At 64.6% G+C, this 20,362-nt stretch carries 16 protein-coding genes, 1 tRNA gene and 2 riboswitches; of the genes, 5 read left to right on the top strand and 12 right to left on the bottom strand.

The genetic code is table 11. The annotated features are described in order from the left end of the window. Positions 1-5 precede the first annotated feature (5 nt). Both ACQ3C8_RS14560 and ACQ3C8_RS14555 read right to left on the bottom strand, forming a co-directional pair. Complete coding sequence (locus ACQ3C8_RS14560) at positions 6-1,109, bottom strand: ankyrin repeat domain-containing protein (RefSeq protein WP_428851949.1); 1,104 nt, start codon at positions 1,107-1,109, stop codon at positions 6-8. Between the two features lie 200 nt (positions 1,110-1,309). After that, positions 1,310-1,705 carry a hypothetical protein gene (locus tag ACQ3C8_RS14555; protein ID WP_428851948.1) on the bottom strand — a complete coding sequence of 132 codons (396 nt, stop codon included), beginning with the start codon at positions 1,703-1,705 and terminating at the stop codon, positions 1,310-1,312. Positions 1,706-1,959: 254 nt separating this feature from the next. On the opposite strand from ACQ3C8_RS14555, the gene ACQ3C8_RS14550 reads away from it, so the two are divergent. Together ACQ3C8_RS14550 and ACQ3C8_RS14545 are read left to right on the top strand one after the other, a co-directional pair. Further along, on the top strand, positions 1,960-3,174 hold the full coding sequence (locus ACQ3C8_RS14550; protein ID WP_428851947.1) for a cation:proton antiporter: 1,215 nt from the start codon (positions 1,960-1,962) through the stop codon (positions 3,172-3,174). Further along, positions 3,174-4,301, top strand: coding sequence for a YbdK family carboxylate-amine ligase (locus tag ACQ3C8_RS14545; RefSeq protein WP_428851946.1), 1,128 nt, complete (start codon positions 3,174-3,176; stop codon positions 4,299-4,301). Before ACQ3C8_RS14550 ends, ACQ3C8_RS14545 begins: the two co-directional genes overlap by 1 nt. A 110-nt stretch (positions 4,302-4,411) precedes the next feature. On the opposite strand, the gene ACQ3C8_RS14540 is transcribed toward ACQ3C8_RS14545, so the two are convergent. From ACQ3C8_RS14540 to ACQ3C8_RS14520, 5 genes are all read right to left on the bottom strand, one after another. Next, the gene (locus ACQ3C8_RS14540) at positions 4,412-5,788 is read right to left on the bottom strand and encodes an L-serine ammonia-lyase (RefSeq protein WP_009522818.1); all 1,377 of its coding nucleotides are present in this window, start codon (positions 5,786-5,788) and stop codon (positions 4,412-4,414) included. Between the two features lie 258 nt (positions 5,789-6,046). Continuing rightward, the gene (gene gcvP / locus ACQ3C8_RS14535; protein WP_428851945.1) at positions 6,047-8,965 is read right to left on the bottom strand and encodes an aminomethyl-transferring glycine dehydrogenase; all 2,919 of its coding nucleotides are present in this window, start codon (positions 8,963-8,965) and stop codon (positions 6,047-6,049) included. Between the two features lie 93 nt (positions 8,966-9,058). After that, positions 9,059-9,439 (bottom strand): glycine cleavage system protein GcvH, encoded by a 381-nt coding sequence (gcvH, locus tag ACQ3C8_RS14530; RefSeq protein WP_009522820.1) that lies wholly within the window; start codon positions 9,437-9,439, stop codon positions 9,059-9,061. A 54-nt stretch (positions 9,440-9,493) separates the two neighbouring features. Then, a complete protein-coding gene (gene gcvT, locus ACQ3C8_RS14525; protein WP_428851944.1) occupies positions 9,494-10,636 on the bottom strand; it encodes a glycine cleavage system aminomethyltransferase GcvT in 1,143 nt (380 codons plus the stop codon). 68 nt (positions 10,637-10,704) lie between these two features. Continuing rightward, a riboswitch (glycine riboswitch) is annotated at positions 10,705-10,822 on the bottom strand. A 9-nt stretch (positions 10,823-10,831) separates the two neighbouring features. Next, a riboswitch (glycine riboswitch) is annotated at positions 10,832-10,925 on the bottom strand. Positions 10,926-11,155: 230 nt separating this feature from the next. Then, positions 11,156-11,365 (bottom strand): glycine zipper 2TM domain-containing protein, encoded by a 210-nt coding sequence (locus ACQ3C8_RS14520; protein ID WP_428849618.1) that lies wholly within the window; start codon positions 11,363-11,365, stop codon positions 11,156-11,158. A gap of 201 nt (positions 11,366-11,566) precedes the next feature. On the opposite strand from ACQ3C8_RS14520, the gene ACQ3C8_RS14515 reads away from it, so the two are divergent. Beyond that, the gene (locus tag ACQ3C8_RS14515) at positions 11,567-13,675 is read left to right on the top strand and encodes a UvrD-helicase domain-containing protein (protein ID WP_428851943.1); all 2,109 of its coding nucleotides are present in this window, start codon (positions 11,567-11,569) and stop codon (positions 13,673-13,675) included. A gap of 74 nt (positions 13,676-13,749) precedes the next feature. Here the strand turns inward: ACQ3C8_RS14515 and ACQ3C8_RS14510 are convergent, their stop codons facing one another. Beyond that, positions 13,750-14,607, bottom strand: coding sequence for a c-type cytochrome (locus ACQ3C8_RS14510; protein WP_428851942.1), 858 nt, complete (start codon positions 14,605-14,607; stop codon positions 13,750-13,752). A gap of 364 nt (positions 14,608-14,971) precedes the next feature. Here ACQ3C8_RS14510 and ACQ3C8_RS14505 point away from each other — a divergent pair. Beyond that, positions 14,972-15,047 (top strand) — tRNA-Arg (locus tag ACQ3C8_RS14505). Between the two features lie 264 nt (positions 15,048-15,311). Next, positions 15,312-16,277 (top strand): GNAT family N-acetyltransferase, encoded by a 966-nt coding sequence (locus tag ACQ3C8_RS14500; RefSeq protein WP_428851941.1) that lies wholly within the window; start codon positions 15,312-15,314, stop codon positions 16,275-16,277. 141 nt (positions 16,278-16,418) lie between these two features. Here the strand turns inward: ACQ3C8_RS14500 and ACQ3C8_RS14495 are convergent, their stop codons facing one another. The 4 genes from ACQ3C8_RS14495 to ACQ3C8_RS14480 all read right to left on the bottom strand — a co-directional run bounded on the left by ACQ3C8_RS14495 (position 16,419) and on the right by ACQ3C8_RS14480 (position 20,362). Next, positions 16,419-16,739 (bottom strand): hypothetical protein, encoded by a 321-nt coding sequence (locus tag ACQ3C8_RS14495; RefSeq protein WP_428851940.1) that lies wholly within the window; start codon positions 16,737-16,739, stop codon positions 16,419-16,421. Between the two features lie 176 nt (positions 16,740-16,915). Then, the gene (locus tag ACQ3C8_RS14490) at positions 16,916-18,430 is read right to left on the bottom strand and encodes a tripartite tricarboxylate transporter permease (protein WP_428851939.1); all 1,515 of its coding nucleotides are present in this window, start codon (positions 18,428-18,430) and stop codon (positions 16,916-16,918) included. Then, a complete protein-coding gene (locus ACQ3C8_RS14485; RefSeq protein ID WP_428851938.1) occupies positions 18,427-18,876 on the bottom strand; it encodes a tripartite tricarboxylate transporter TctB family protein in 450 nt (149 codons plus the stop codon). Before ACQ3C8_RS14485 ends, ACQ3C8_RS14490 begins: the two co-directional genes overlap by 4 nt. Positions 18,877-18,976: 100 nt before the next feature. After that, a complete protein-coding gene (locus tag ACQ3C8_RS14480; RefSeq protein ID WP_428851937.1) occupies positions 18,977-20,362 on the bottom strand; it encodes an MmgE/PrpD family protein in 1,386 nt (461 codons plus the stop codon).

Raw genomic sequence — 20,362 nt, 5'->3', positions numbered from 1 at the left:
TTGGCTTAGTCCAGCCCCTCTTCGCGTATGGCGTCGATATGGTCGGATAGTGCTGTAATGACTTTTAAGAATTCCTCATCGCGCTTGGCGCCTTTAGGTAGCTTGGGACGCGTGGCCTGCAGTCTTGTCACGTATATCTCCTGGCGCTCCTCTTTAGAAAGCGGCTTCTTGGCCATATCATCACTCAAATGCGTAGCAAGTTGATGCAACGATTGTGTGAGCATACTTAGGTGGGCACAGCTATCCTGACATGCTTTGGAGAGCGCTCCCAGAACCTCGCTTGGGGGAACTTTCCCCATCGGCTTGGCGAGAATCTCCAGTTTTGAACCAATCGATTGATCGACGACTTCCACCAATTGCGCCGCTTCTCGATAGAGCGGGTGCTGTTGTAACGACGCCTGGAGTGCTGCATTTTTTTTGGCAAGGCTGTCCAATGCAGTACGCGCCTCTCCCAGGCGGATCGTCGCATTGGCAACGATCGCGATATTCTTCTCACATATCGAGATATGCTGAAGACGCTTTCGCAACTCCGCATTTTCTTGTAGCTTGCCGCTGTGCCCAGTCGTTGACAGACGGATGTCGCGAGGTGTGATGGAGCGGTGTGTTGTCTTGGCGGCACTGCCGCTTGTGCCACGCAGGGCCTGGTACCCCTGCAGAATCTTCAGGATTTCGGTTCTGTTTTTTCCCTGTGGCCGCTCCATGGCCCAGTCTAGAACCGTCCGACCGAGACGATCCGTTTGGTTGAGCGCAGACTGCGCTGCAGGGTTGTCCCAAAGCATGTGGCGAAGCACGTCCGGATGACGGTAATTGGCGGCAATGTGTAACGGCGTCGATCCTTCCCAGCCGACCCTGGCGGATTTCGTGACCCGCTTGAGGTCTTCTTCGGAAAGTTGTTTGCCGAATTGCCCGCGCAGGTGTCCACAGAAAAACATGAACTCATCTTCACGTCGCTGGAGATATTCAGGGCTTTTGCGGTTGACTCCGTGGGCCAGGTCACCGGGATTGGCCAGAAACGAAACAAAATCCCTCATCGTGACAACAGGCTGCCCAGAGGCGGCCGGCGTGGCTACTGCGGCGCGGTATATGGTGTTGGTGTTGGGTGTTCGCATGACGATCGAATAATGGGCAGTTGGCTTTTTTTGTTGGCAACCCGGTCACGCCAGGTGCTCGGCCGAAAGTGTCCGCCTAAATCCGACTTGAAACTGTGAACAAACGCCACACACGGCGGCCTCGTTCACAGTTTTTTGCGACCTCCGATCAAGCCCGGGACGGGAGATCGTTCCCGGGCCGATACATCACCTGCGTGACCTCACTTCTGCAGCGCCGATTCCGCCTGTGCGTCCGCTGCCTTGCGGGCGGCCTTGCGCTCGGCCTTGGCGGCTTTCTTGGTTTGACGATACTCCTGGCGGGCCTCGCGCCGCTGCTCGCGGCGTTCCACCAGCGGATCCTTGGGCGGCTCGACCTGGGTCGGGGCTGGCGCGACCGCTGGTGTTGCCGGTATCGCCGGTGTTGCGGGCATTGTCGGGGCGGGGACGGTGCGCGGACTGTCTTCGGGTGGCGTGGGTTGCATCTGACTGGAGGAGGGCATTGCGTTCGGGCGCGTGCCAGCGGGGTCGGTTGCCATGCCCGGGGTAGCCTGGGCCCAGACCATCGGGGTGGTGGCCAGTAGCGCTGCCATCAAGCTGAGCCGTCGAGTGTGTGTCATGGGTAACTCCTGCGATGGTTGTAAAAACTTCTGGCGCGGTCGTGGAGCGTCCGTGGAAAGACAGTGCTGCCGGCCGCATACCTGGTAGGGAGGCAAGGAGCGGGCCAGCAGTCGACAGACAAGCGCGACAGTGGATCAAGGAGGCCATGCAGACGAGCGATCTCGTCTACAGGCATGCGGATCAAGACGAAGTGTCTCGCCACACGTGAGCTTTCTCGCGGGCATGCGGTGACGCATGCGTTACCATAGGGCGCATGGAAACCATGTCCGCATTCTTTCCTTCCCTGCCCTTGCAGCCGGGCGGCCTCTTCTGGATGGGGCTTGCGCTGATCGGAGCCGGGCTATGCGGTGAGATCTGCCGCAGCCGCCTCGGCCTGCCACGCATCGTCGGATATGCGCTCGCCGGTTTGCTGGGCGGGCTCTTCGGCCGCGACGTGATCGCGCCGCCCTTGCTTGAGCAGACGCGCTGGCTGATCGAGATGGCGCTGGCGCTGGCGCTGTTCGAGCTGGGGCACCGCGTGACGCTTGGCTGGTTGCGTGCGAACCCTGGGCTGGTGATCACCAGCGCGGTGGAAAGCCTGCTCACCGGTGGCATCGTCGCGTGGTCGCTGCAGCTGATGGGCGTGGCGCCGGCGGTGGCGATGATCGCCGGCGGGATTGCCATCAGTACCTCGCCCACCATCGTGCTGCAACTGAAGAACGAATTGCGGGCCGACGGGCAGGTCACGCAGCGCCTGCTGGCAATGAGCGCGCTCAACAGCATTCTGGCCGCCGCCGTTGTGCAGATTGCCGTGGGCGGATTGCATAGCGTGTACGGCAACGTGTGGGCGGCGTTGCTGCATCCGGTCTACCTGTTGTGCGGTTCGCTGGCGCTGGCCTGGGTCATGGGCGTGGGCGGGCACTGGCTGTATCGCCGCATGTCCGGAGATGATCACTACGCTTTCCTGCTGCTGGTCGGGCTCGTGCTGTTTACCCTGGCGCTCACCAAGCTGTTCCGGCTGTCGATTCCGCTGACCTTGCTGCTGGCGGGCGTGGTGTTCAAGAATCGCGACGTGCAGGCGCGCGTGTGGCCGGCGCACTATGGCAGCGCGGGCAGCCTGCTGATCGTGGTGATGATCGTGTCACTGGGCCTGCCGTTGAAACTCGAGCACTGGCTGCTTGGCGGCTTCGCGGCAGTGATGCTTGTCGCGGTGCGCTTCGCGGTGAAGTTCGGCAGCGTGATGGCCTTCGGGACCTTCAGCGGCCTGAGCCTGCGCCAGTGCATGGCACTCGGCCTGTCGCTCGCGCCGATGTCGGGTCTTGCCTTCCTGTTGATGACTGATGCGGCGCAACTCTATCCGGCCGCGCGCGAACCGTTGCAGGCGATTCTGCTGTGTGCCATCGCCATCCTGCAACTGGTGGGGCCGGTGCTCACGGCATGGGGCCTGCGCCTCGCGGGCGAGGTGCGGATCCAGGACGGGAGAAGCTGATGTCGCTGGAAGCTTTCAGCCAGTCGGAGGCGCTGACCTTCGGCGTGGAACTCGAGATGCAGCTGGTCAACTGCTACGACTACGACCTTGCGCCATTCTCGGCCGACCTCCTGCGCGCGCTCAAGGGCGCGCAGCACGCGGGTGACATCAAGCCCGAGATCACCGATTCGATGATCGAGATCAGCACCGGGATCTGCCATTCGCATGACCAGGCGCTGGCCGAACTCACCGAGATGCGCGACCTGATGGTGCGCGCCGCGCAGACGCTCAACGTTGGCATCAGCGGCGGCGGTACGCATCCGTTCCAGCAGTGGAGCGATCGCAATATCTCCGATTCGCCGCGTTACCAGTACATCTCCGGTCTGTATGGCTACCTTGCCAAGCAGTTCACCGTGTTCGGGCAGCATGTGCATATCGGTTGTCCCAATGCGGACGATGCGCTGTACCTGCTGCATTGCATGTCGCGCTACATTCCGCATTGCATCGCGCTGGCTGCCTCGTCGCCGTTCGTGCAGGGCGTGGACACTGGCTTCTTCTCGGCACGGCTCAATTCCGTGGCGGCGTTTCCGATGAGCGGGCGGGCGCCGTTCCTGTTGCGGTGGGACGATTTCATCGCCTACTTCAACAAGATGCACGGCACCGGCGTGATCGACAGCATGAAGGATTTCTACTGGGATATCCGGCCCAAGCCGGAGTTCGGCACGATTGAAATTCGCGTCATGGATACGCCGCTGACCATCGAGCGTGCAGCCGCCATCGCGGCCTTCCTGCAGGCACTGGCCCGCTACCTGTTGCAGGACCGGCCATTCGTGCCGAAGGAGGACGATTACCTCGTCTATACCTTCAACCGTTTCGAGGCCTGCCGTTTCGGGATGGATGGCGAGTATGTCGATCCGGCCACGGGCATGCGCCTCGCGCTGTCAGAGCACCTGCTGCACACGCTCGACGTGCTCGCGCCGCATGCCGCGGCGCTTGGTTCGGGTGTCGCGCTGGGCGACCTCAGCGCCCTCGTGCGCAACCGTGGCGAAGATGCGGCATGGATCCGCGCCGTGGAGGAGAGCTCGCGCAGCCTGCCAGAAGTCGTGCGCCAGATGTGTGGCCGCTGGGCTGGCACGCCGGACGCATAGGACGTTGCTTTAGCGTCGTGCGGCCGCACGGCGCGGCCTCGAACACGAGACGTGCCGGCATGCACCCTGCGTGTGCCATGATCGGCTGGCACCTGCGACCACGCCTGCACTCAACACTCGACGATATTCACCGCCAGCCCGCCGCGCGCGGTTTCCTTGTACTTGGTCTTCATGTCCGCGCCGGTCTCGCGCATGGTCTTGATGACCGAGTCGAGCGACACATAGTGCGTGCCGTCACCGCGCAGCGCCATGCGCGCCGCGTTCACGGCCTTCACTGCAGCCATGGCGTTGCGCTCGATGCAGGGAATCTGCACTAGCCCGCCGACCGGATCGCAGGTCAGGCCGAGGTTGTGTTCCATGCCGATCTCGGCGGCGTTCTCGACCTGCTCCACGGTGCCGCCCAGCACCGCGCACAGCGCGCCGGCGGCCATCGAGCAGGCCACGCCGACCTCGCCCTGGCAGCCGACCTCGGCCCCCGAGATCGAGGCATTGCGTTTGTACAGCATGCCGATCGCGCCAGCCGTCAGCAGGAAATCGATGATGCCCTGGTCGTTGGCGCCCGGGATGAAGCGGTCGTAGTAATGCATCACGGATGGAATGATGCCGGCCGCCCCGTTGGTCGGCGCGGTCACCACGCGGCCGCCCGCGGCGTTTTCTTCGTTGACGGCAATCGCGTACAGGTTGACCCAGTCCATCACCGAGAGCGGATCGGAAAGCGTGCGCTCGGCCTTCTCGGTGAGATTGCGGTACAGGTCGGGCGCGCGGCGCTTGACGCGGAATGCACCCGGCAATTCTCCTTCGCTCACGCAGCCGCGCTTCACACAGCGCTGCATCACATGCCAAATGTTCAGCAAGCCGTCGCGGATCTCGGCTTCAGTGCGCCACACCTGCTCGTTGGCCAGCATGAGCTGGGCAATGCTCTTGCCGTTGGCGCGGCACATTTCCAACAGCTCGCGCCCGCTGGTGAAGTCAAACGGCAGTTGCGTATGCGCTTCCAGGACCTGCGTGTTCGGTGCGCCGGCGGTCACCACGAAGCCGCCGCCGACCGACAGGTAGCGGCCTTCGCGCAGGCTGTTGCCGGCGGCATCGAAGGCATGGAATTTCATGCCGTTGGGATGCTCGGCCATGGCCTCGCGGCGGTAGAAGGCCACATGTTCCTTTTCGATGAAACGCACGGCGTGGGTGCCCAGCAGCCGCAGCGTCTGCGACTGGCGCAGTTCGGCGAGGCGCGGTTCGATGGTTTCCGGATCAATGGTGTCCGGCGCATCGCCCATCAGGCCGAAGATCACGCCCTTGTCGGTGCCGTGGCCCTTCCCGGTGGCGCCGAGCGAGCCGTACAGCTCGGCACGTACCGCATGGACTTGCGGCAGCAGGCCGTCGCGCTCCAGTCCCTGCACAAACATGAGGGCGGCGCGCATGGGGCCGACGGTGTGCGAACTGGACGGGCCGATGCCGATCTTGAAGAGGTCGAAAACGCTGACTGCCATGGGTGTCTCCGGGTGTCGTGGCGTAGGGCGAGAAGCGCCGGTGGCGGGGCATCTGCCCGGCGCGCCCCATCTGCGCGTCAAGGCGCGGATGGGGCTGCATGGTAAATGTGCTTCTTATTCTAATGATAGTACGACTTGGCCTGTGCACGCAGGTTCCGGCCATAAAAAACCGCCGCGGACGGCTGTCGACGACGGCTAAAGGGAACACCGGCATGCCACAGCGGCCCGTCCAGTTGTCCGGGCCGCTGCCGCCGCGCCTTAGGCGTAGTCAGACATCGGCACGCAGGCGCAGAACAGGTTGCGGTCGCCGTACACGTTATCGGCGCGTCCGACCGGCGCCCAGTACTTGCGTGCCCGTAGGCTGGCCAGCGGATAGGCGGCTTCTTCACGCGAATACTTGTGCGTCCAGTCGTCGGCGCAGATCATCTGTGCCGTGTGCGGCGCGTTCTTCAGCGGGTTGTCCTCGCGGTCGAAGGTCCCGTTCTCGACCTTGGCGATCTCGCCGCGGATGGCGATCATCGCGTCGATGAAACGGTCCAGCTCGGCCAGCGATTCGCTCTCGGTCGGTTCGATCATCAGCGTGCCCGGCACCGGGAAGCTCATGGTCGGGGCGTGGAAGCCGTAGTCGATCAGGCGCTTGGCGACGTCCTCGTTGCTGATGCCGGTAGCATCCTTGAGCGGCCGCAGGTCGAGAATGCACTCGTGCGCCACCAGGCCCTTGTTGCCCGTGTACAGCACCGGGTAGTGCGGTGCGAGACGCTTGGCCACATAGTTGGCAGCGAGGATGGCGGTTTCCGTCGCAGCGGTCAGGCCGTCGGCGCCCATCATGGCGATGTACATCCACGAGATCGGCAAGATGCTGGCCGAACCGTACGGCGCGGCCGACACGCCGCTGATGCCGTCTGCGCTGCGGGCATAGCCGACGCTGCGCTGGTTCGGCAGGAACTTGGCGAGATGCGCGCCGACTGCCACCGGACCCACGCCAGGGCCGCCGCCGCCGTGCGGGATGCAGAAGGTCTTGTGCAGGTTCAGGTGCGACACGTCGCCGCCGAACTGGCCCGGCGCGGCGGTGCCGACCATGGCGTTCATGTTCGCGCCGTCCACGTATACCTGGCCACCGTGCTGGTGCACGATGTCGCAGATCTGCTGGACTTCCGATTCGAACACGCCATGCGTCGACGGGTAGGTGATCATCACTGCGGCCAGGTTGGCGCTGTGCTGCTCGGCCTTCTTGCGCAGGTCGTCGAGATCGACGTTGCCGTTGTCGTCGCAGGCCGTGACCACTACCTGCATGCCGGCCATCTGCGCCGAGGCCGGGTTGGTACCGTGCGCCGACGACGGAATCAGGCAGATGTTGCGATGGCCTTCGCCACGGCTCTGGTGGTACTTGCTGATGATCAGCAGGCCCGCGTACTCGCCCTGCGAGCCGGCGTTCGGCTGCAGGCTTACAGCGGCGTAGCCGGTGGCAGCGCACAGCATGGCTTCGAGCTGGTCGATCATTTCGCGGTAGCCCACGGTCTGGTCTGCTGGCGCGAACGGATGGATGTTGGAGAACTCGGGCCAGGTCACCGGAATCATCTCGCTCGTGGCATTCAGCTTCATGGTGCACGAGCCGAGCGGGATCATGGTGCGGTCAAGCGCCAGGTCCTTGTCGGCGAGTGCGCGCAGGTAGCGCAGCATCTCATGTTCGGCGTGGTAGCGGTTGAACACCGGGTGCGTGAGGTAGGCCGACTGGCGGGCCAGTACGGCCGGGAAGGCGTCCTGGGCAGCCGCTTCCTGCGCATCGAACGCCGGCACGGCTTTGCCTTGCGCGAAGAGGGTCCACAGCGCGACGACATCGTCACGCGAGGTGGTTTCGTCGAGCGATACGCCGATCTGGGTGGCACTGACGCGGCGCAGGTTGATCGACGCCGCGGCTGCGGCAGCATGGATTGCTTCCGTGGCCGCGCCCGTGTCCAGCGTCAGGGTGTCGAAGAACGTTGCGTTCACGCGCTTGATGCCGAGCGCCTCGAGGCCGCCCGCGAGCGTCGCGGTCAGGCGGTGCACGCGCTGCGCAATGCGCTTCAGGCCGGCCGGGCCGTGGTACACGGCGTACATCGAGGCCATCACGGCCAGCAGCACCTGGGCGGTACAGATGTTCGAGGTGGCTTTCTCGCGGCGGATATGCTGCTCGCGCGTCTGCAGGGCGAGGCGCAGCGCGCTGTTGCCTTGCGAGTCGACCGACACGCCGACCAGGCGGCCGGGCATCGAGCGCTTGTAGGCATCCTTCACCGCCATGTAGCCGGCGTGCGGGCCGCCAAAGCCGAGCGGCACGCCGAAGCGCTGCGAATTGCCGATGGCCACGTCCGCACCCCATTCGCCGGGCGGCGTGAGCAGCGTCAGCGCCAGCAGGTCGGCAGCGGCAATCACCAGCCCGCCCTTGGCATGCACGGCTTCGGTGATGGCACGGTAGTCGGCCACCGTGCCGTCCACGCCCGGATATTGGAGCAGCACGCCGAAGGCATCCGCCTCGGCTGCGGCCGCAGCGGGGCCGACGCGCACGTCGATGCCGAGCGGCTCGGCACGCGTACGCACCACTTCGAGCGTCTGCGGCAGCACGTCGTCGGCCACGAAGAAGGTATTTGACTTGCTCTTGCCCACGCGCTGCAGCAGCGTCATGGCTTCGGCCGCGGCCGTGCCTTCGTCGAGCATCGAGGCGTTGGCGATGTCGAGACCGGTCAGGTCCATCAGCATCTGCTGGAAGTTCAGGATGGCTTCCAGGCGGCCTTGCGAGATTTCCGGCTGGTACGGGGTGTAGGCGGTATACCAGGCCGGGTTTTCGAAAATGTTGCGCAGGATTACGCCGGGCGTCAGCGTGCCGTAGTAACCCTGGCCGATGAAGCTCTTGAACACCTTGTTCTTTTGCGCGATGCCTTTCAGGCGTGCCAGCGCGAGATGTTCCGGCAGCGGTTGCGCGAATTCGCCGAGCGGCATCGGGCCACGGCGGATGGCGGGCGGTACCACGTCGTCGATCAGCGCGGTGCGGCTGCTGTAGCCGAGCGTCTCGAGCATGGCCTGCTGCTCGGCGCTATCGGGGCCGATATGGCGTGCCGTGAAGGCATCGCGCGCCTCCAGTTCGGCAAGGGTGGGGCGTGCGGCGTTCGCGCCGGTGGCGGAAGCAGGCAAGGGAGCGTTCATGGCAAAACCTCGGTCAGCAGCAGTGGTGCGGTCGTTCGTGCGGTGGTTCGTTCAGTGGCGCCTTCAGGCGGGGCGCGGGCCCCGCCGGAGGGGTCAGCCGCCGATGGCGGCCTTGTAGGCGTCAGCCGACATCAGGCCGTTCACATCGTCGGCATTGGCCGGCTTGAGCTTGAAGAGCCAGGCGTCGAAAGCGTTGGCGTTGACACTTTCCGGCGAACCGGCGGCGTCTTCGTTGACCGCCACGACTTCTCCGGCCACCGGCGCGTAGATGTCCGAGGCTGCCTTCACCGACTCGACCACAGCGCAGGCGTCGCCGGCATTGAGGGCGCGGCCCACTTCCGGCAGTTCCAGAAACACGATGTCACCGAGCGCTTCCTGCGCGTGGTCCGTAATGCCGATGGTCAGCGTGCCGTCGGCTTCGGTGCGGATCCACTCGTGCGACTCGGTGTACTTGAGGTTGGCGGGGAGGGTCATGATGCGTGCTCCAAAGAGGAATGTTCGTTTAAATGATTCGGTTCGAAAAATCGTTCAGCTGACGAGCGCCTTGCCATTGCGCACAAATGGCAGTTTAACCACTGTGGCCGCCAGTTTTTTGTCGCGGATGACAACCTGCACGTCGCTGCCGACGGCGATGCCGGTCGGGATGCGGGCAAAGGCGATCGACTGCTGCATCGACGGGCTGAACGTGCCGCTGGTGATCTCGCCATCGCCGGCGGGCGTCGCCACTACCTGATGGGCGCGCAGCACGCCGCCTTTCTCGCGCAGGATCAGGCCGACGAACTGCTGCGTCTGGCCCTGGGCCTGCAGGGCGGCTTTGCCGATGAAGTCGCGGTCGCTCTGCAGGTCCACCGTCCAGCTGAGACCGGCGTTGAGCGGCGACACGTGGATATCCATGTCCTGGCCGTACAGATTCATGCCCGCTTCGAGGCGCAGCGTGTCGCGTGCGCCCAGGCCGGCCGGGCGCACGCCCTGGTCCTTGAGCGCGGTCCAGGCCTGTTCGGCCGCATTGGCAGGGAGTACCAGTTCGAAACCGTCTTCGCCGGTATAGCCGGTGCGGGCCACCATGATCTCGCCGATGCCCGGCTCGGTCGCGAAGACTGCGTTGAACGGCTTGAGCGCCTCGCTCGGCGCCCGCGTGGCAGGGAAGGCCGCCCAGACTTTCTCGCGGGCGTTCGGGCCCTGGATCGCGATGATGGCGAACGGCGCGATGCCGTCGGGCACGTTGTCGTCGCGGCGCGGCGTGATGGTCACGCCGGTACCCAGGGCGGCATTCTGCTCGCGCATCCAGGCGAGGTCGCCCTCGGCGGTGCCGGCATTGACCACCACGCGGAACCAGTCTTCGCGGAAGAAATAAATGATCAGGTCGTCGATCACGCCGCCCTGCGGATTCAGCATGCAGGAATAGAGCGCCTTGCCCGGGGTCTGCAGCTTGTCGATATTGTTGGCCACCAGCTGGCGCAGGAAAGCGCGCGTATTCGCGCCTTCAAGATCGACCACGCACATGTGCGAAACGTCGAACATGCCGGCGTCCTGGCGCACGGCGTGGTGCTCTTCGATTTGGGAGCCATAGTTGACCGGCATGTCCCACCCGCCGAAATCGACCATGCGGGCGCCGAGGGCGCGATGGGTGGCGTTGAGCGGTGTGTGCTTGAGCGGGGCGGAAGAAGTCATCTCAGGAGTCCGATAGCCAAAAGGGAATTCCTGCATGCGCCGCGCACTTTGCGGGCGAAGTCATGCAAGGCTACCCCTCTGTCCTCGGTACCTGAGAGATTGCAGGCCGGCGCGTGGTGGACACGCTGCGCGGTCTGGGGCCCCTTCGGTGGGCAGTCGATGCTGCCGCTCTCCAGAGTGCGAACCGGTTAAGGTTCGATCCGATCAGTCCTTGATGCCTGAGAGTTTATGGGTGATCCCCTTCGGCGGCGTCCGTTGTGCGTTGGACGCGCTCTCCTGGCCGGATGGGCGAAATGTACGGGAGTGGCTGGGGTTTGTCAAACGGCGTGCAGTCTGGCTCAGACCGCTGGTACGGCAGGCCCTACGCGACGGCATTCCAGTGTGAGAGACGGTGATGCAGAAGACATCACACGCAGCATGCGCAGACGGGTCAACAGCGACCGCGGAGCGCGCGACGGCTGCGAAAATGACAACGCCGCCGGCAGCGTCCACTGCCAGCGGAGTCAGGTTTGCGGGGACTTACTTCTTGTCAGTCGCCACATTCCCCACAACACCGCCAAGGGCGGCGCCGCCCAGGGTACCGGCTGCGCTACCCGTCACGAGGGCGCCGCCGACTGCACCGATACCGGCGCCAACAGCGGTATTGCGTTGCTTTTCGGTCATGCCGGAACAACCCGCAAAGGTTCCGGCGACCAGGAGGACTGCAGCAGCTTTCGCAAATGTTTTCATGATCGTCTCCATGGGGGGTACCCACATGAGAGCAGCGGAGCTGTCGTGGAGTTCCGACGGTTACCCTCTGTTACCTGCGGCTGGGTTCGCTTGGCACGCATCCTCCAGCCGGCATCGGCTCCATTCGGCTGTTTTTTCGCCAAGCGGCCAGGCCACGCGTGTTAACATCGGCCTCCGCCGACCACGACCGCAGATGTTGCAATGACCGCTGGCCTGAATGCCGCCCAATCCGAAGCTGTTCACTATCTCGATGGCCCGTGCCTCGTTCTGGCCGGGGCCGGTTCCGGCAAGACGCGCGTCATTACGCAGAAGATCGCCCACCTGATCGAGAACAAGGGTTTCGAGCCGCGCCATATTGCCGCCGTCACGTTTACCAACAAGGCGGCCAAGGAGATGCAGGAGCGCATTGCCAAGCTGATGGAGGGCAAGACGCGCGACGGCAAGCGGATTGCGGTCAAGCAGATCACGGTGTGTACCTTCCACTCGCTGGGTGTGCAGATCCTGCGCGCGGAGGCGGAGCACGTGGGCCTCAAGCCGCGCTTCTCGATCATGGATTCGGACGACTGCTTCGGGCTGATCCAGGAGCAGCTGGCGACCACCGACAAGGGGCTGATCCGTGGCGTGCAGACGCGCATCTCGCTGTGGAAGAACGGTCTCGTCACGCCCGATGACGCCATCGCCGAGGCCGTCGCCAACGGCGATGCCGATGCGCACCAGGCGGCGCTCGTCTACCGCAACTATGTGGCCACGCTGCATGCCTACCAGGCTGTCGACTTCGACGACCTCATCCGCTTGCCGGCCGAGCTGTTCGCGCGCGACGAGACTGTGCGCCTGCGCTGGCAGAACCGCCTGCGCTATTTCCTCGTCGACGAGTACCAGGACACCAACGCCTGCCAGTACCAGTTGCTCAAGTTGCTGGCCGGTGGCTCGCACCTGCGCGCGCCTGCCTTTACCGCGGTCGGCGACGACGACCAGGCCATCTACGGCTGGCGCGGTGCCACGCTGGAGAACCTGAGCCTGCTGCAAACCGATTTTCCCAATCTCAAGGTCATCAAGCTGGAGCAGAATTACCGTTCTACGGTGAACATCCTGACGGCTGCCAACCAGGTCATCGCCAACAATCCCAAGCTGTTCGACAAGAAGCTGTGGAGCGAGCACGGCATGGGCGACGCGGTGGCCGTGCACGGCATGAACGACGAAGAGCACGAGGCCGAAGGCGTGGTGTTCCGGCTGTCCGCGCACAAGTTCGAGCGGCGCGCCCAGTTCCGCGACTACGCGATTCTTTATCGCGGCAATTTCCAGGCGCGGCTGTTCGAGCAGATCCTGCGGCGCGAGCGCATTCCCTACGTGCTGTCAGGCGGCCAGAGCTTTTTCGACAAGGCCGAGATCAAGGACCTGTGCGCCTACCTGCGCCTGATCGCCAATGCCGACGACGATCCCGCCTTCATCCGCGCCGTGACCACGCCACGTCGCGGCATCGGCAACAGCACGCTGGAAACGCTCGGCACCTTCGCCGGCCAGGCCAAGGTCTCGCTGTTCGAGGCAGCCATGATGGGCGGCATCGAAGCCCGCCTGCAGCCGCGCCAGCTGGAGCCGCTGCGCGTGTTCTGCGAATCGATCGTGCGGCTGGCCGACCGGGCCGGCAAGGAGCCCGCGACCGTGGTGCTTGACGATCTGATGGAAGGCATCCACTACGAAGCCTACCTGTACGACACTTACGACGAACGCCAGGCCCAGAGCAAGTGGACCAATGTGCTGGAATTCCTCGACTGGCTCAAACGCAAGGGTACCAAGCCCGAGAGCGACGATCCGGACGCCGAGGCAACCGGCTTCGATACCGCCGACGGGCTGGGCGACACGGGCAAGAACCTGCTGGAACTGACGCAGACGGTCGCGCTCATGAGCATGCTCGAAGGCCGCGAGGAAGATCCCGACGCCGTGCGCCTGTCCACCTTGCATGCCTCGAAGGGACTCGAGTATCCGCATGTCTTTCTGGTTGGCGTGGAAGAGGGCATCCTGCCCCACGCCCGCGAAGAGGACGAACTGACGGACGAGAAAATCGAGGAGGAGCGCCGTCTCATGTATGTCGGCATCACGCGCGCGCAGCGCAGCCTGCATGTGAGCTGGTGCAAGAAGCGCAAGCGGGCGCGCGAGACCGTGTCATGCGAACCGTCGCGCTTTATCGCCGAGATGAAACTCGAGCAGGATGTGGCGCCGGTCGATGCTACGCCCGCGATGAGCGCCAAGGACCGGCTGGCCAATCTCAAGGCCCTGCTGGGCGGCGGCGCGCCGCGCGCCAGCGAAGCCTGAGGCTGGAGCCGTCAACAAAAAACCCGCGTGCCTTGCGGTCACGCGGGTTTTTTGTGTGCGACTTGCGCAGGGACTTATTTTGCAGCCTGGATCATGTAGTCCGAAGCCGCCACCACATCGCTGTCCGGGCCGGCGTAGCCACCCTTCGGCGGCATGATGCCCTTGCCCTTCAGCACCGAGGCGTGCAGTGCATCGGCGCCTTGTGCCAGGCGCGGCGCCCAGGCAGCCTTGTCGCCAAACTTCGGTGCGCCTGCAACGCCAGCGGCGTGGCATGCTGCACAGGTCTGCTCGTAGACTTTCTTGCCCAGGTCGGCAGCCGGCGCAGCGGCGGCGGCAGGAGCGGGCGCGGCCGGTGCGGCGGCAGGCGCTGCAGCAGCGGGAGCTGCCGAGCCTTCGGCTGCTGCCTGCGGTGCGGCTTGCGCCGGGGCGGCCGGTTCCGTCAGCTTGCCACCGGCGGAGTTCGCCAGGTGCACCACGGCGCGGGCCAGTTCGTAATCGGAGTAGTCGTCAGGCGACGAACCAGCGCGGGCGGCCATCGCGCCCTTGCCGTGCAGCACCGACTTCAGCAGGCCATCCAGGCCCTGGCCCAGGCGGGCCGACCAGTCGCCGGCGGCGCCAAACTTCGGCGCACCAGCTGCGCCGGTGGCGTGGCAGGCCACGCACAGCTCGGTGTAAACCTGTTCGCCGGTCTTGAACACGCGCGGCGCGCTCGGGTCCTTCAGCGACAGCGTGGCAACCGGGTGGATCCGCTTGGCGACAGCCTCGGCACGCTCCTCATCGGTCGAGCCGCTCGACTGCGTCGGCGTGTTGCCGACATAGTTCACCAACAGGGCGATGATGAAAATCGGCACCAGGAATGCCGCAACCACCGCAACAATCAACTGCTTCGGGGTCTTGATAAGTGACTCGTGCTCGTCGTGGGCGTCGCTCATGCTGAACTCTCAATTTTGGATAAACCGGCGCCGGAGGGGACATTCCGGCCTGACACGCAGGCCCTCCGGGAGCTTGCCAAGCGGCTTTGAATTCTCATGGCCGGCCGGTCTGCGCGCAAATAACTTGCAATTATATCCGCAAAGCCTGCCGATTTGGCGCTCGCGGCAAGGTTTTGCGCCGTGCGGATGGCCCGGGTCGCCGGCCATGCCATCTATCGCCACCCGCCAAAAAGCGAATCCTTGCCGACCAGAATGCCCGAAACGCGCCGCCAAAATGGATGAAGATGGACGAAAACGGCCAAACAGAGTAAGCTGTGCGACTCTTTTCGCGGCGGCATCCGCCCGCCGCACTGCACCTCCCGCGGCGCCCGTAGCTCAATGGATAGAGTACTGCCCTCCGAAGGCAGGGGTTGCTGGTTCGATCCCAGCCGGGCGCGCCAATCATCTGTAGAATCAATGGTTTAGGTACTTCCCCGAAGCGCTGGTAGGCCATCCCCTCGTTCTGCGCTCTCGTTGAGCGGCAACCTCGGGACAAGCGCGCGATCGCCAGACGCAGGTGCCACGGCGTAGCCGTCTCAGCTGTCTATCAGGCCAAGGTCCGGCGGAATGGCCAGCACGACAGGTGCAGCAAAGGTCGCCACGGAGCATTGAGCGCACCGAATCGCGTGCTGCCTTAAAATGAGCGTTTCATCGAAAGAACCGTCATGGCCGTAGCCATGAAGGGCTTTCATCCTTTATTACAACCAAACGTGGTGAAGATGAACAAGCCTTTCATTTCGCTGTGTCCAGAGATTACGCGGGCACACGCACTGACTCTGATGGACTGGTTGAAGGATGAGGAGATCACTTGCTATCTGAGTGATTCGCGTCATGTTTCCAGGTTCATCGAGCAGGTCATCGGCCGGGTGCAGTTGCCGATCCTGACCCATCTGTTCAACCAGGGCGGGCGCTTCTTCATGGCCTACGACCGGCATGACGCGCCGGTAGGTTTCGTCCGTCTCGTCAAGACGGGCCCGGACTGCGAGATTGTTCTGGTGATTGGCGACCGCGACAACTGGGGCCGCAAGCTCGGTGCCAGCACCATCCGCGAAGGCATGAAGCTCGCCTTCCTCGACATGCGGGCCGAGAAGCTCATCGCCAAGATCCATCCGGACAACGTACGCTCGCTGAACACCTTTCGGCGCTGCGGCTTTCTTCCTGAAAGCGACACGCCGACGCTGAAGTCATTTTCCATGACGTCCGGGCGCTATCTCCGGCTCTTGCGCGAAAATGCGATGGGCGACTCGACGGATATCTACATCACTGAAATCGACAAGGCCCGGCTCAAGAGCCTGATCGAGATCGAGCAGGGCCCGGCTGTGGTCGAGCTCGAACACGAGATCGAGCGCGCCATTGTCGTCAAGCCTCAGCAGGTGGTGCGGAATGTCGTCACGATGAACTCCCGGGCCTTGCTGCATCTGGACGACGAAGAAATGGAGGTGGCCCTGGTCTACCCCCAAGACGCGGACGGCAGTGCCGGGAAGCTTTCGGTGTGCTCCGACGTTGGCGCGGCCATCCTGGGCTACCAGGAGGGCGATGCCATCGACTGGCGCATTTCGGGCCGGACGCGCCGGATCGGGATTGAAAAGGTGCTTTACCAGCCGGAAGCCGCAGGGGACTTCCACCTGTAGCCTGCGCTCAGCGCAAGGTCGTGCCGCGGCAGCGGTTCGGGCTCGGTCCGCTGCCGTTTCAATGCAGGGATTGCTGGTTCGATCCCGACCGGACCCGCCGATTCGCGCCAGCATGTCCCGGTGTCGCCCGGATTGAAGGTTCTATTTCGAGCGCCACTTGGCGAGGAGCCTCGCCTTCAGTGCCTTGCGCTCCGGCGGCGATTCGCCGCGGCGGTCGGCAAAGCGTTCCGCTGCGGCGCGCTGGCGGCGCGGGGCGAACCAGGATTTGCCGTCCTTGGCCATATCCCAGGTGTCCGAGACGGCCCGGTGCTGGACCGGGATGGGATCATCGTCGGGGCGCAAGGTCGCCAGCTGATCGCGCTGCCGTGAGCGCCAGCGCTTGTGCCACAGCCGCTTGTCACCGGCTTCCGAGCGGGCGGTGGTAAAGCCGAAAATCGGCAGTTTGCGGCGACTGCGGCTCATGCAATGTTCTCCGTGTCAGGCCTGGCGGCTGCGGAGCAGGATGACACAGATCGGCTCGGTGCGCTGGCATGAAAACCCGCCAATGCACCCCGTCGTGAGCGCAGCGCCTCGTCGCGTCATGGCCCGGCGGCTGCGTGGATCCGCGGGTTGCATGACGCGCCCCTCGACCCGTGGCGCTAGTCGCTCGCCACCAGCACCTCGCTCCGTTTCCTGCGCACGGCCGGCAGCACCACGAGCACCAGGGCGGCCGCCGAGATGGCCAGCATGCTGGCGCTGATCGGGCGCTGGATCAGCACGCTGGGATCACCCTCCGAAATGAACAGCGCGCGGCGCAGGTTCTCTTCCATCATCGGCCCCAGCACGAAGCCGAGCAGCAGCGGCGCGAGTTCGCAGCCGAACTTGATGAACAGGTAGCCCATCAGGCCGAACAGCGCACACAGGTAGATATCGACCGCGCTGTTGTTGGCCGAGTACGAGCCGATGCAGGCAAACAGCAGGATGGCCGGGAACAGCAGGCGGTACGGAATCGTCAGCAGCTTGACCCAGATGCCGACGAGCGGCAGGTTCAGGACGACCAGCATCGCGTTGCCGATCCACATCGACACGATCAGGCCCCAGAACAGTTCCGGCTTCTGGCTCATGACCTGCGGCCCGGGGACGATGCCCTGCATGGTCATGGCGCCGAGCATCAGCGCCATGACCGCACCCGTGGGAATGCCCAGCGTCAGCATCGGAATGAAGTAGGTCTGCGCCGCCGCATTGTTGGCGGCCTCGGGCCCGGCCACGCCTTCGATCATGCCGGTGCCGAATTTCTCGGGATGCTTCGACAGCCGCTTTTCCACCGTGTACGAGGCAAAGGAGGAAATGATGGCGTGCGAGCCGGGCAGGATGCCGAACACCGAGCCGATCGCGGTGCCGCGCAGCACCGGTTTCCAGGAGCGGCGCATGTCTTCCCGGGTGGGCATGAAGTGCGTGATCTTGCGGTCGAGGGCCTCGCGCTGTTCCTTGATATGGAGGTTGTTGATGATCTCCGAGATGCCGAACAGGCCGAGGGCCACGCCGACCATTTCGATGCCGTCGACGAGTTGCGGCACGCCCAGCGTAAAGCGTTCCGCGCCGGAGTTGACGTCGGTGCCCACCAGGCCGAACAGCAGGCCGATCAGCACCATGGCGATGGTCTTGAGCAGGTCGCCATGCGCCAGGACCACGGCCATGACCAGCCCCATCACCATCAGCGAGAAGTTCTCGGGGGCCTGGAACTTCAGGGCGATCTCGGCGAGCGGCGGACCGAACAGGGCGATGATGAGCGTGCCCACGCAGCCGGCAAAAAAGGAGCCCAGCGCGGCGATGGCCAAGGCCGGACCGGCGCGGCCCTGGCGGGCCATCTGGTAGCCGTCCAGGCAGGTCACGACCGACGACGACTCGCCCGGCAGGTTCATCAGGATCGACGTGGTCGAGCCGCCGTACTGCGCGCCGTAGTAGATCCCGGCCAGCATGATCAGGGCCGAGGTCGGATCGAGGTTGAAGGTGATCGGCAGCAGGATCGCGATCGTCGCCAGCGGCCCGAGGCCCGGCAGCACGCCGATCAGGGTGCCCAGCAGGCAACCGGCGAACGCGTAGAACAGGTTCGACAGGCTGACGGCGGTGCTCAGTCCGAGCAGCAGGTTATCGAGAAGCGTGGCATCCATCATGACCAGGGCCCCAGTTTGAACGGCAGTCCCAGCGCGTAATAGAAAATCAGGATGGCCGCGGTGGTCAGCGCGACGATGAAGACGGCCACCTCGCGCCAGCGGAACTCGCCGCTGGCCAGCGAGCCGATGACCAGCAGTGCCGCACAGGAGGCGATCAGCCCGGCGGTGTTGATCAGTGCGCCGAAGACGACAAGCGCGCCGAGGATCAGGACCATCTCGCGTTTGGCCAGTGCGCCGACGCGTTCGCCTGCGATGACGAGGGAGCGCAGCAGCACGGCACAGCCGATCAGGAACAGCAGGCCGGCGAGGGCCGTGGGGAAGTAGGCCGGGCCCATCTGCAGGGCGCTGCCGCGCGGGTAGTCCTGCGCCACGTACAGAAACACGCCGCTGATGAGAATGAAAGACAACCCGGCGCAGAAGTCTTTTGGAGCCTTGATGGTAATCATGGGGATCCCTTTCTAAGAAGGCTGAATGCGCGGCGCACCGCCGGTGCGAGGCCCGCTGCGGGCGGCCTCGCACGGCGGCCTGCCGCGCACGCTCACCCGGTTATGCCGCCAGGACGAGATGCTTCATCAGCCCGCGGATCGACTCCTCCCGTTCCAGGCTGAGCAGGATGTTCTGGGCCTGCAGGATCTGCGCCTTGCCGATGCCGCCCCAGGCGAGGCACTCGCCGAACTTGCGCGTCAGCTCCTCCAGGTTCATCGGATTGTCCGCGGCGCCCTTGGCGGGGTAGTAGGTCTTCTGCAGGCTGCGTCCGTCCTTGAGCTGCACGGAAATATTGACGCGCGCCTTCGAGACATCGATCGACTCGTCCGGATCGACCTGGACCTTCTTGATCAGCGCCTGCACTGCCGGGTTCTGCACAGCCTCGTCGGTGATCTGTTCCAGCCCCAGCTTGCCGTACACCAGCGTGGCTGCCATCCAGTACTCCACGCTGAACTTGGCCTGCAGGCCGGTCTGCGGCTGGTGATGCGCCAGGATGTTGAGCGAACCGGGACGCACGCCGCAGCGGATGCTTTCCACGTCGGCGGCCGAGAAGCCGTGTTCCGCGATCAGCTCCTGCATGCCCTCGATGCCGCCGACGCCCGAGGCGCACACCGGATGGGCCTTCAGGTTGATGCCGCGTGCGAAGGTCGATTCGAGGATGCCCCACGGCTTCCCGAAGTTGCCGATCTTGTCAGCGCTGTAGCGATTGCTGATCAGGCCGAAGTAACCCACCTTGCCGTCGAGCGCGGTCCGCGCGCTGGTGAGCCCGGCCTTGGCGAGCAGCGCGGCGCGCACGCCCACCTCGTTCGACCGGCCTGCGTGGAACGGCTTGGCATGCGTGCCGAACTGCTCCTGGAAGCCGCCGGCTTCCGAGGCGACGAGGCCGAAGGCCATGGTGGTCTGGCGGTGATCGAGCTTGAGCAACCATGCCGCCGCCGCTGCCGCGCCGAATGCGCCGACGGTGCCCGTGGAATGCCAGCCCAGTGCGTAGTGGTCGCCCGCATTCACGAGCGCCTCGCCGAGCTTCCACTGCACTTCGGAGCCGACCATGTAGGCCGCGATGATGTCCTTGCCGGTGGCATGGGTCATCTCGGCAAGCGCAAAGATTGCCGGCACGATGACGGCTGACGCATGCCCGATGAAGATCTGGTTGGTATCGTCGAAATCCAGCAGGTGGCCGACCGTGCCGTTGTAGAGCGCCGCGTTCGTCACCGAGGTCCTGGTGCCGACGCCGAGCAGCGTGGCATCCGGTGCGCCGCCAACGGCGTCGACATAGGCGCGCAGTGGCCGCGTCACGTCGTCCCGACTGGCCGCCATGGCCACGCCGACCCAGTCGAGGATGCAGGTCTTGGCCTTGGCGACGGCGTAATCGGGCAGGTCCGCATAGCGCACGCCTTGGACAAAGGTGGCGAGGCGCTCACTGAGGGTTTGGGAATTCTGGGTCAT

The sequence above is a fragment of the Imbroritus primus genome (genome assembly GCF_964332355.1).
Classification (GTDB): Bacteria; Pseudomonadota; Gammaproteobacteria; order Burkholderiales; family Burkholderiaceae; genus Imbroritus; species Imbroritus primus.
This window is presented reverse-complemented; position numbering and strand designations above follow the sequence as displayed.